The following is a 12,398-nucleotide window of genomic DNA, read 5'->3' as shown; positions in this document are numbered from 1 at the left end:
GTAAATCTTATTATCAGGTTAAGTATTATTCTTCATATTCTCCAGTTCCACCGTCAGTTCCTCCCACCGGATCATATCCTTCTCCAGTTCCTTTGCCAGTTGCCCGTGTTTCTCGAAAAGGGAAGTATCAGCCGTACCTTCGGGCGTAGCCAGTTTCATTTCAATATCTGCTATCTCGCTTTCTTTGTTCTCAATTGTATGCTCAATATCCGAGATTTGTTTTTCTATTCTCTTTATCTGGCGGCTCAACTCTTTACGTTCCCCATAAGAAAGCTTACTTACAGGGTCTTCCGCTATTTTCTCCGGCTCCTCATTTCTGGAAGAGACATTCGCCGACACTTCCAGTTCTTTAAGGCTATCCATCTTTTTGCGTTGCAGGAACTCATAGATTCCTCCAAGATGCTCTTTCACCTGCCGGTTGCCAAATTCATATACCTTATCCACCAAACCGTTCAGGAAATCACGGTCGTGCGATACAACAATCACGGTGCCCTCAAATTCCCTCAATGCATCTTTCAGGACATCTTTCGATTTCATATCGAGGTGATTGGTAGGCTCATCCAGGATCAGCAGGTTTACAGGTTCTAGCAATAAGCGGATCATCGCCAGACGGCTGCGTTCTCCTCCCGAAAGGACCTTCACCTTCTTATCAGAGGCTTCGCCACCAAACATAAAAGCGCCGAGTATATCCCGTATTTTAGTACGAATATCGCCCACAGCAACATAGTCTATTGTTTCAAACACGGTTCTCTCCTCATCGAGCAATTGAGCCTGGTTCTGGGCGAAATAACCGATCTTTACATTATGCCCCAGCTCCAATTTTCCTTTAAAGTCGGTTTCACCCATGATACACTTTACCAACGTAGATTTACCTTCTCCGTTCTTACCTACAAAAGCGACTTTGTCCCCTCTGTTGATAGTGAAGGTCACATCCCTGAATATAAGATGATCGCCATAACTCTTCTCCACATTTTCAGTTATCACGGGATACGAACCGGAACGGGGAGCCGGTGGAAATTTCAGATTCAGCATGGCATTATCTTCGTCATCCACCTCGAGCCGCTCTATTTTATCGAGCTGCTTGATTCGCGATTGTACCTGTACGGCTTTTGTTGCCTTATAACGGAAACGTTCGATAAACTCTTCGGTCTTCTGTATCTGTTTCTGCTGGTTTTCGAAAGCACGCATCTGATGTTCCCTATGCTCTTTGCGCAGTTCCACATATTTAGAATACGGGACTTTATAATCGTAAATACGCCCGAGAGATATTTCCACCGTGCGCTGTGTAACCGCATCCAGAAAAGCCCTGTCGTGCGAAACAAGAATCACGGCATTAGCACGGGTTGCCAGAAAGTTTTCGAGCCATTGAATGGATTCTATATCCAGATGGTTGGTCGGCTCGTCGAGGAGTAAAACTTCCGGTCGTTGAAGCAGCAACTTAGCCAGTTCTATACGCATACGCCATCCTCCGCTGAATTCGCTGGTGGGGCGGGTAAAATCCGTACGGTTAAAACCTAAACCGGTCAGAGTTTTCTCTATTTCAGCCTGAAAGTTATTTCCGCCCGACATCAGAAACTGTTCGTTCAGATGGGCTGATTTCTCTATCAGGTTATGGTATGCTTCCGATTCGTAATCCGTTCTTTCGGCAAGTTGTTGGTTGACATACTCCAGTTCGGCTTCCATTTTCTGAATATGTTCGAAAGCCAGGGATGCTTCTTCAAAAACCGTATTCCCCTCTTTGAGGGTCATATGTTGGGGCAAATAGCCGATTGTTATATCTTTGGGATACGAGATATTGCCTCGTGTAGGTGGTTGCAATCCTGCAAATATTTTGAGCATGGTAGATTTACCCGCTCCGTTTTTCCCCACAAGGGCAATCCTGTCTTTTTTATTCACTACGAACGATATATCATCAAAGAGGGTAAATCCTCCGAATTCTACCGTAAGTCCTTCTACTGAAATCACAATTAATATATTTTAAATCTATGCAAAAGTAGGGAATTTTGTTGATAGCTAAATAGAAACAGGGCTAAATAAGCTATTTGGGAAAATAAAAATATGCTGATCGTCAATATACCAAACAATGTTTGCCGAAGCAACAAGATTGCTGTTACTTGTTAAAAGGTAACAAAAGTAACAGTTTTTTTATGTTACACTGAGAACCACTGAGAAGACACTGAGTCTCACTGAGGCTTTTATTAAAAAGTAACAAAGGTAACAGATATATCAGTTAACAGTAAACAGTTAACAGTCATCAACTCGTATCTGGTATCTTGTTTACTCGTATCTATTTACTTATTACTTAAAACTTATTACTTACTAAAAGGTAACACTCTTTCTGTCTCTTCAATTGTAACCTTTTCCACTCTTCATTAACAATAATCATTTCAAAGACCGCTTTGTGTTAACCTATATTTACAATATATAGTTAAAAAGTAACATAGGTAACAGTTTTTACAGTTAGCTGTATAATCCGTATCTTGTTTACCCGTAACGTATCACTGCTTACTATATAGATAAAGTATTTTCTAAAATCAACTATCATTTGTATGGTAATCTTAGCCCTTGATTTGCAGAATAAAGGAAAGGCTGCATAATGATACAATCATTATACAGCCTTTCTAACCACTTACATACTGAACTGAATATTATTTAACAGACAGCCCAACCTAAAACAACCTTGCCTTAAAATATAACCAAACCAATCTTTTATTTTTTATGCTTAAACAGCCAGGGAACCAACTCCTTTTCAGCGAAAGCATTCACCCAACTGCCATGATTCACTCCTTTATACTCAGTATATTCGACATCACAGCCCAATGTTTTCAGCCGCGCGTAAATATCTCTGGAGTTCGTTACCGGAACCACCGAATCGTCATCCCCGTGGAAAAGCCATACTGCTGTATGCTTCGCATATAACGGAAGCTTGCTTAAATCAGCTCCTCCACATATAGGGAATGCCGCGGCAAAAGTCCCGGGCATACGCCACAATATTTCCAGGGTACCCATCCCTCCCATAGAAAGACCTCCTATATACACTCTGCTCACATCTACCTTACCGGACGATAACCAATCCTGAATAAGCCCCATAACCGTCTTCATCGATTGTGTAGGTTCGTCGGACAATCCGAAGGTCAGGGTCATCTTATCATCGATCTGATGCCTCACTACATTAGACCAGTAACTATTTGCAGGACATTGCGGTACAATAACGACAGCCGGATAGGCAGACTGAAAGTGTTCTGACAAAAACTGCTTGCCATGCGTCAGCTGCTTTTGGTTATCGTCGCCGCGTTCTCCCGCACCGTGCAACATTACTACCAATGGATATTGTTTAGTAGCATCATAGTTTTCCGGAAACATTACCAGATAAGGCAAGGTATATCCGTTTACCATATACGAGGCATTCCTGAACTGGGCAAAGCCATACACAGTACATACAAACAAGATAAAAATGAAGATACTCCTTTTCATAATTATATATTTAATATTAGACTATCAAAGATAGCCATAAAGCCTCAGTTCCGCTCATATTTCAAAGCTCCCGGCCTTATAATAGTTCCTGTTGGATATTTATCCGGATAAAAGGCCGTACCTGGATACGGCCCTTAGCAAAAAAAGAGTATTTATTTTAATGCAAATGATTCAAAACCTAATTTTTTCAGTCCTCTTTGCACATCGGGATGGCTCATAAAAAGATTCCACAACAGTTGCGAACGGTAGTTCTCTATCATAACCGCTATAGGCCCCTGATCGATAGCCAGATAACGTTTCGGATACCAATTATCAGTTTCACTGTATGCATCATAAAACCCATATTGTCCCCATACTTTATCTCCCATATTATACAGATTCCTCATTACTTTCATCGATTCTTCCGGTGTGTAAACAATAGAAGATAATGCCGCAGTAGGAGCTATTACGCCATGATCGCCGGCCTCATCCGGTTCGTGGGCTGCATATCCTTTTACGGAATAACTGGCTGTCAATCCCCAGGCATCTTCACCATATCCCTTATACCCCTTCGGATTGCGGATACAATAAGCCCGGTTAATCAAAGTATAATGCTTCATTTCCTGGAAATAATCGGCATATTTATCTTTCAGTCCTGTAGGATTAAGGCCAAGGAAAGAATAATGCGCCCAGAACAAAGACCCCACTCCGCTATTACTCTGATAACGCATGTTTAATGTATAGCCTTCCAGTTCATGCGTCCCTATTATTTTACCACCTTCGGCCCAGCCTTCATGATATACTTCGGCAGGTACGCCATGTGTAGGTGAGCAAGCCGCCAGTACATATGTAATAAGGCATTCGTTATACCCCCGTATAGGGAAATTCATTTCCCATGAGTGATTGGGACTCCAATGCCAGTACAATACGTTTTTGCTGTTTCGATGCCAGTTCCAGTCTACATTCTTCCATATTTTATCAATACGTGCAGCCAAAGCTCTTTCAGGGTCCGAACCATCAACGTAGTACTGATGCAAAGCCAGTAGTCCTTGTAGCAGGAAAGAGGTTTCCACTAAATCTCCGCCATTGTCCTTATCGCTGAAACCCTTCACTTTTCCGGTTTCGCCATCCCACCAGTGAGGATATACACCGTGGAAAGAGTCGGCCTTTTCCAGAAAATTTACAATCCGGATCATACGCTCCAGACCTTGTTGCCGTGTAACATAGCCACGTTCGATTCCGGCAACCATAGCCATTATACCAAATCCGCTACCGCCGGATGTAACTGTACTTTTGTCATTTTGCGGATATTCTCCGTCTACATGAAAACGTTCGCGTGCCATCCCGCTGTTTGGCTCGGCTCCATCCCAAAAATACAGGAACGTCCTGCGCTGAACACTATCCAGCAAAGCCTCATCTGATATCTCTGTCGAGTCGCTGTTATTTTCCGTCCGATTAGTTGACGGACTACGATTACAACTAACGATAACAGATAGCAAACCAAGCAGGATAAAAGAAAGATGTATCTTTTTCATATTTTTCCTGTTTAATGATTTAATTCAATGTGAATCGCGCCGATTTAACATCATGACTGTTTCCTCCGATCATTACATCGAAATCCCCGGGTTCGAACACATAATCAAGGTTGTAATTATAGAACTTCAATAATTCGGGAGTGATCCTGAAACTTACCGTTTTAGATTCACCGGCCCTGATAAATACTTTTTCGAATCCTTTCAACTCTTTCACGGGACGGGTTACACTGCCTACGAGGTCGCGGATATACAACTGTACAACTTCCGCTCCATCAGCTTTTCCTTTATTGGTTACTGTTACACTCGCTGTCAGTTCCCCTTTGCCATCAATAGATGCAGAACTCAATTTCACATCGCTATATTCGAACGTCGTATAACTAAGGCCATATCCGAACGGATAAAGCGGATCGTTGTCTACATCGAGATAGTTGCTACGGAACTTCTCAAACCATTTTCCCTCCTGAAGCGGACGGCCAGTATTCTTATGATTATAGAATAATGGTATTTGTCCTACATTTTTAGGGAAAGTAGCTATCAGCTTACCGCTTGGGTTAACATCCCCGAACAATACATCGCCGATGGCTTCCGCTGCTTCCGTCCCACCAAACCAAACATTCAGGATAGCGGGTACATTTTCGTTTTCCCATGTCAGGGTTAAAGGGCGGCCTGTGAATAATACCAATACAACGGGTTTGCCTGTTTTTAATAATTCCTTCAATAGAGTTTTTTGTACATCCGGAATATCCAGGTTGGTACGGCTGCTCGATTCACCGCTCATCTCCGACGATTCGCCGAGAGCAGCCACGATTACATCCGCGCTCTTCGCTACATCCAAAGCCTCTTTCAGCATCTCTTCATCCGAGCGTGTCTCTTTATCTCTGTGAAGAGTACGGCCAAACATAGTGGCATGCTCTTCATAAACAGGATCACTTATCAGATGGCTGCCTTTCGCATATACGACCTTTACATTCGCTCCGGCTACAGCCTGTACTCCCTCCACAACTGTCCTGGCAGTATCGAGGTTCACGGCCACGCTCCATGTGCCCGGCATATTTGAACGGGTATCAGCCAATGGACCTACGACAGCAATAGTGCCTTGTTTTTTCAATGGCAGCGTATTGTTGGCGTTTTTAAGCAGTACAAAACTTTCCGAAGCTATTTTTCGCGCTACAGCACGGTGTTCCGGTGTATATATCTCTGTTTTGGCACGATTTACATCACAATATTTATAAGGATCGGCAAATAAACCCAGTTTATACTTGGCTTCCAATACACGGCGGCATGCCTGATCTATTTCGGCTTGAGTAACTTTTCCTTCTCTGAGCGATTTACCTACGGTAGCCAGTCCTTCACTGACCATATCCATATCAATACCAGCCTTTAGAGCGCGGGCCGAAACGGTTTGCAAATCTCCTATACCGTGATCTATCATTTCGCTGATACCTGTATAGTCGGTTACTACAAATCCTTTGAATCCCCATTTGTCGCGCAGTACATCTGTCATCAGCCATTTATTTGCGGTAGCAGGGACTCCGTCTACCTCGTTAAATGAAGCCATCACACTACCGACACCTGCATCCACAGCAGCCTGATAAGGATACAGATATTCATTGAACATACGAATACGGCTCATATCCACGGTATTATAATCCCGGCCGGCTTCACCCGCGCCATATAATGCATAATGCTTCACACAAGCCATTATATTCGAATTGAGCGCATAAGCCTTGTCTCCTACTCCCTGATAACCATGAATCATCGCTTTTGCTATCTGTCCTCCGAGATAAGGATCTTCACCGCTCCCTTCCGAGAAACGTCCCCAGCGAGGATCGCGGGAAATATCCACCATAGGGCTGAAAGTCCAGCTGATACCATCTGCACTGGCTTCAATCGCCGCAATACGTGCCGATTGCTCTATGGCAGCCATATTCCAAGTAGCAGCCAGGCCTAACGGAATAGGAAATACAGTCTCATATCCGTGAATAACATCCATCCCGAATATCAAAGGAATTTTAAGACGGCTTTCTTCTACGGCAATTCGTTGTACATCCCTGATTTTTTCAACACCTTTTATATTGAACAGACCTCCGACTTCTCCTTTCTTGATCTTCTCGGCAATGTTGCTGCTTTTGGCCTGTCCGGTAGTAATATCCCCGGAACTCGGCAGATTGAGCTGTCCTATCTTTTCTTCCAGCGTCATTTTGCCCATCAAGTCACTTACAAACTTATCCATCTTAGGATCCTTCGACACGTTTTTCTGTGCTGTCAAGCCGAGAGTACAAAGGCTTAACGCCAGAACCAATAACCTTTTCATAATTTTTTAACCTTTTTGCCTTTTTATTACCTTTTTCTCCTTTTAAGTTCACATAACGTCAAAGCTGTATCAAAAGCCGTAACCGCAAAGGATGCAAACAATCACGCTAAATTCGCGAAAAACGTTGCGGCCTTTGCGGTAAAGAAAAAAATTCTTTCGATACGCCTTTACCAATCAACCAATAACAATCTTTACAAATAGTCCGGATTTTGCTTCAAAACTCCGTTTGACTTGTCTATTTCCGATTGAGGAACCGGAAGCAGAGCGTGTTTGTTCTGATAATTCGTTTTACCGGCAGCATGTAGCACCTCTGTCGCAGTACCCCAACGTACCAAATCGTAGAAACGATCCGGCTCAAGAGCTAATTCCGCCCTTCTTTCACGTTGTATCGCTTTTCTCAGTTCAACCATATCCGTCGTTGTTACTTTTGGTAAAATAGAAGAACTGGCACCTCTGGCATGGGCTCTTACCATTTCCAGATATTCCAATGCATCGTCCGTGTTACCCGTCTCATTTGCCGCTTCTGCCGCCATAAGAATTACATCCGGGTAACGGATAATACGTATATTAACCCAAAATCCTTCTCTTGTATATTTAGCTCTCATTGCAGGATTCGTATAAGCTTTCTTGTTGAAGTATGCACCCATAGCGGAAGACTCGGGGGATTCCCCGTATGGTTTGTTCGTATTTTCCGGAGTGATCGGTTCGCCCGGTCTTCTGAAATATAACAGTGTAGCATCTTTACGGGGATCTCCGGGCTCAAAAGCTTTTGCCACTTCGCTTGTAGCCATATGCCAGCCCCAGCCAAGATTCCATTCACCGGCTCCTCTGACTCCCTGTACCTGGCAAAACTGGCTACCGATGTCCGTACTGGCTGGTTTAGCCGAAGTAGCTGTACATTGCAGTTCGAATATAGATTCGCCACAGTTTTCACCGGCATCAGTAAATACCTGATCTACTGCGGTATTCAGATTATATATCTTAGAATCAATAACCTCCTTGGAAGCAGCCAGCATGTTGCCCCAGTCGTTACGCATCATGTACGTACGGGCATGCAACGATCTCGCAGCCCCCCATGTCAGGCGGCCTACATATTTAGCCTCCCAACTTACAGGAAGATTAGCAGTAGCATAAGTCAGGTCGGCATCAATTAACTGATATATTGCCGATGCCGGGCTTTTGGCTATATTGGCCTGTGAAGCATCTGTGATCTTGAAATCGATCAAAGGTACGTCGCCCCAGGCTCTCACCAGATTGAAATAACAGTATGCCCTGAAGAACTTAGCTTCGGCTTCCAGGCTATTAAATTCAGGATTATTTATTTTCCGCAAAGTATCGATCACCGAGTTACAATCGTGTATAATGGAATAGTTGTGGTTCCAGTATGTTCCAAGTATACCATTCGACGGAGTGTATTCAAAATCGTCCCAGAACCGGGCATTATCCGGCCCGTCATTATCTGTACTACCCTTTTCCGAGTCTTCGGACCGGAACATGTGCACAGCAAAGGCCGGAATACCAGCTGTTATATTATAGCTTCTCATTTTTGAGTAAACACCGAATACATTTGCTTCCAGGCCACCGCTGGTATCATCGTCTTCAGTAAAGCTTCCCTGAGGGCTTCTGTCCAGAAAATCGCTACACCCGACAATAGATAATGCTATTACAGCGATTATCGTTACATATATATATTTATTAAAAATTCGTTTCATAATATTTTACCTATTAAAATGTGAGATTTAAACCAAATGTATAAACCGCAGGTATTGGATATGGATTAGAATCTATACCGAATGCAGTAGCGCTACCACCTATTTCAGGCGAATACCCGGTATTATTCTTCCAAGTCTTAGGGTTCTGTGCATTTATATATACTCTAAGAGACCTCATGCTTAGTTTCTTCAACAATTCGGAGCTGAATGTATATCCAAATTGTATGTTTCTGATACGGAAGAAACTACCATCTTCGAGAAAATATTCCGACGGATAATCTTTTCCGTTGATAGCGCGGGATCTGTTCAAAACAGGTTCCCAGTTTGATGTTCCTTCTCCGTGCCACCTATTCATACGGCCTTCGAGATAATTGAATTGGGACCATTCATAAATATTCCATGTACGGTATATTTCATTGCCCGCCACGCCCATCATATCAACAGACAGATCGAAGTTCTTATATCCAAGATTAAAGGAAATGCCGTATGTGAAATCCGGGGTAGGATTACCTATCATTGTTCTGTCTGCAGTCGTAATCTCTCCATCACCTGTCACATCTTTGAATTTAAGGTCTCCGGGTCTTACTGTCACTAACTTGTTTACAGGGGAGTTTGCAATATCGTCGGCCGACTGATATACACCTTCCACCTTATACCCGTAGAAATATCCGATCGGGTATCCGGCCTCTGTATACGACATCATCGGAAGTCCGGAAGTACCATCTGTAATCCTGTATCCTTCCTGAACGAGGGATATGACTTTATTCTTGATTGTTGTCAGATTGGCGTTAACCCCGTATCTCCAGTCCGAACCAATCTTGTCGTTCCATGACAGGGATAATTCCACCCCTTTATTTTCTATTTCTCCTAAATTACCAAGCCCCGGCGTAGTTCCTGCGATACCCGGTACTTCGGCCAACAGGTCTTTTGTGTTCTTTTTATAATAAACTCCTTCAAAGTTCAATTTGTTTTTCAGGAAATAAGCTTCCAGTCCGGCTTCCCAAGCTTCAACTTTTTCCCATTTCAGGTTAGGATTAGGAAGATACTGTTTGCTATATCCCGGGATAATATTATCACCGAATACGGCAGATGTGGTATTGGTCAATATAGGTTCAGCCGGATAAACCCTGCTCATATTCTGGTTCCCTAATGTACCCCATGAACCTTTCAGCTTCAGGTAATCAAAAATACCGTTATCCTTCATAAAGTCCTCTTCACTGATGATCCAACCGCCACCGAAAGAGTAGAAATTCTGCCACTGGTTACCGGTGTAGAAGAAAGCGGATGAACCATCGCGGCGGAACGACCCGTTGAACAAATATTTGTTGTTATAGTTATACAACGCCCTTAGAAGGAATGACACTGTAGAACGCTCCCATTGGGTACTTCCCGTAGTAGATGCATCCGGGTCGCCAATACTTACGAACCATTTGTCCGGGTCGTTAGCAATCGGAAGCCCGTTTCCTTCGGCACGCTTGGCGGTAAGGCTTGACAGGCTGTTGTAATAAGTCGTGAAACCCGCTGTTGCTGTGATATTATGCTTATCGAAGGTGTTCGTATAAGTCAAAAGGTAATCGGCCTGAACCTTTGTTTCATTCTGTTTTTGCTGTTCTACGGCTGTTTTTCCATCACCCATTACAACTGCCTGCTGGGTATCCACATCAAACAATGTCCTTTTTGGTGTATACAGCCTGCTGTCATAAGACCCGAAATCCAAAGAGTACATTATCCGGAAGTTGAAATTCTTTAAAAAAGTAAGGTCTCCGTACACGTTTCCGGAAGCCCTGTAATCAATAACTTTGTTCACTCCTTTTTGTAATTCCACAAAGCTCATAGGATTCGACACCTCATTTTTCTGGAAAGCAGGAAGCGTATTGAACAAGCCTTCTTGTTCATTGTATGGTGCTGCAATAGGTGCTGCATACAAAGCCCTCTTCACCCCATCAGTGTATAAGCCGATTGCCGTATTGAGAGGGGTCGCACGGGCTCCGTTAAACTGGAATCCGACTTTCAGATTTTTTGTGATATTATAATCGCTACTCAAATTGATCGTAACCTTATTATATTCCTCGTGCTTCAGGTTACCTTCTTCCGATGTATAACCTACACCCATATAGAATTTATTCTTTTCGGTAGAAGATGTTATGCTGATATTGTTGTTCGTAATGAAACCTGTCTGGAATATTTCATCCTGCCAGTCAGTATCGGCAGTCCATCTTGTATAATCAAATGCTGCTGCGCCCTGATTTGCCAATTGCTCCGAATAAAGTTCTTTAAACTGAGTTGCATCTGCCATCTTAATCTTGTCCACTACTGACTTGAAACCAAAAGATGTATTGATATTAACCAGGGTCTGTCCTTCCTTAGCTTTCTTGGTTGTAACGATGATAACCCCATTGGCACCACGTACACCGAATATAGCAAGAGATGAAGGGTCTTTAAGTATTTCCATCGATTCAATATCGGCAGAATTCAGGAAACTGATATTATCATTGAACAACCCATCTACAATATAAAGAGGTTTGTAACCGTTGATCGAATTCGTACCACGAATCCGGATTTCAGGATCTTGTCCCGCAATACCTGTATTCACCACCTGAACACCAGCCACTTTACCCTGCAAACTAGCCAATGGATTGGCAGATGGTCTGTTTGCGATCTCATCAGCCTTGATACTCACGATAGAACCTGTCAGGTCGCGTTTCTTAGCTGTACCATAACCGATTACTACAGTTTCGGAGAGCAGTTGGGCATCATCTTCCAGTGTCATATTTATTGTAGACTGAGAACTTACTGTAACCAATTGCGTTTTCATCCCTACATAAGAGAATTCCAAGACATCTCCAGATTTGGCCGTCAGGGAATATGTACCGTCAACATCTGTAACAGTACCAGAGGTGGTTCCCTGTATCTTAATACTTACGCCAATCAGAGGTTCGCCGGCGACATCCGCCACCTTACCGGTAATAGTCTTTGTCTGAGCATAAATACTTACAGTACTCACCAGTAAAAGGCAAGCAAGGAACATAAAACTCCTCATAAAGAAGGAGCCGGTTCCTAATGTAATAAATGTTCTTTTAGGTTTACTTTTCATAGTTTTACTTTTTATTTAAACACACATTATCAAACAAAAATCTACTATGAACGACTGAAAAGAAATGGTAATTATTCTTAAAATATTTTTTAGGCTTTAATTTTGGTTGAGAAAAGAGATATTAGATTACCATATCGTATCTATGCCGTGATATTAGATTTTATGTCAAATGTAGATAATCTGACAAAAGTGTTTCGAAAAGTTAATACACCGTAATTACACACCTCCACGTTTTAACAGTACCACAACCTCACTATTACCTCTCAAAATAAAATAATAGATTAATAAAC

The 12,398-nt window shown here is 42.8% G+C and carries 6 protein-coding genes; all 6 read right to left on the bottom strand.

All coding sequences use genetic code 11. The features are described 5' to 3' along the window. Positions 1-18: 18 nt before the first annotated feature. The 6 genes from ACYQ3L_RS26700 to ACYQ3L_RS26675 all read right to left on the bottom strand — a co-directional run bounded on the left by ACYQ3L_RS26700 (position 19) and on the right by ACYQ3L_RS26675 (position 12,108). Positions 19-1,965 (bottom strand): ABC-F family ATP-binding cassette domain-containing protein, encoded by a 1,947-nt coding sequence (locus ACYQ3L_RS26700; protein WP_379994226.1) that lies wholly within the window; start codon positions 1,963-1,965, stop codon positions 19-21. Between the two features lie 744 nt (positions 1,966-2,709). After that, positions 2,710-3,474, bottom strand: coding sequence for a carboxylesterase family protein (locus tag ACYQ3L_RS26695; protein WP_379994225.1), 765 nt, complete (start codon positions 3,472-3,474; stop codon positions 2,710-2,712). Between the two features lie 152 nt (positions 3,475-3,626). After that, a complete protein-coding gene (locus tag ACYQ3L_RS26690) occupies positions 3,627-4,988 on the bottom strand; it encodes a glucoamylase family protein (RefSeq protein WP_379994224.1) in 1,362 nt (453 codons plus the stop codon). A gap of 19 nt (positions 4,989-5,007) precedes the next feature. Then, the gene (gene bglX / locus ACYQ3L_RS26685) at positions 5,008-7,302 is read right to left on the bottom strand and encodes a beta-glucosidase BglX (RefSeq protein WP_379994223.1); all 2,295 of its coding nucleotides are present in this window, start codon (positions 7,300-7,302) and stop codon (positions 5,008-5,010) included. A 191-nt stretch (positions 7,303-7,493) separates the two neighbouring features. Continuing rightward, positions 7,494-9,014, bottom strand: coding sequence for a RagB/SusD family nutrient uptake outer membrane protein (locus tag ACYQ3L_RS26680; protein WP_379994222.1), 1,521 nt, complete (start codon positions 9,012-9,014; stop codon positions 7,494-7,496). 13 nt (positions 9,015-9,027) lie between these two features. Beyond that, the gene (locus ACYQ3L_RS26675) at positions 9,028-12,108 is read right to left on the bottom strand and encodes a SusC/RagA family TonB-linked outer membrane protein (protein WP_379994221.1); all 3,081 of its coding nucleotides are present in this window, start codon (positions 12,106-12,108) and stop codon (positions 9,028-9,030) included. Positions 12,109-12,398 lie beyond the last annotated feature (290 nt).

The organism is Dysgonomonas termitidis, from assembly GCF_054657735.1.
The sequence above is the reverse complement of the archived record's forward strand: the minus strand, read 5'-3'. Positions and strand labels throughout refer to the sequence as shown.

Excerpts from the sequence above, each read along its gene's own strand:
- ACYQ3L_RS26695 (WP_379994225.1), bottom strand. The coding sequence starts at position 3,474 with ATGAAAAGGAGTATCTTCATTTTTATCTTGTTTGTATGTACTGTGTAT.
- ACYQ3L_RS26690 (WP_379994224.1), bottom strand. The coding sequence starts at position 4,988 with ATGAAAAAGATACATCTTTCTTTTATCCTGCTTGGTTTGCTATCTGTT.
- bglX (WP_379994223.1), bottom strand. The coding sequence starts at position 7,302 with ATGAAAAGGTTATTGGTTCTGGCGTTAAGCCTTTGTACTCTCGGCTTG.
- ACYQ3L_RS26680 (WP_379994222.1), bottom strand. The coding sequence starts at position 9,014 with ATGAAACGAATTTTTAATAAATATATATATGTAACGATAATCGCTGTA.
- ACYQ3L_RS26675 (WP_379994221.1), bottom strand. The coding sequence starts at position 12,108 with ATGAAAAGTAAACCTAAAAGAACATTTATTACATTAGGAACCGGCTCC.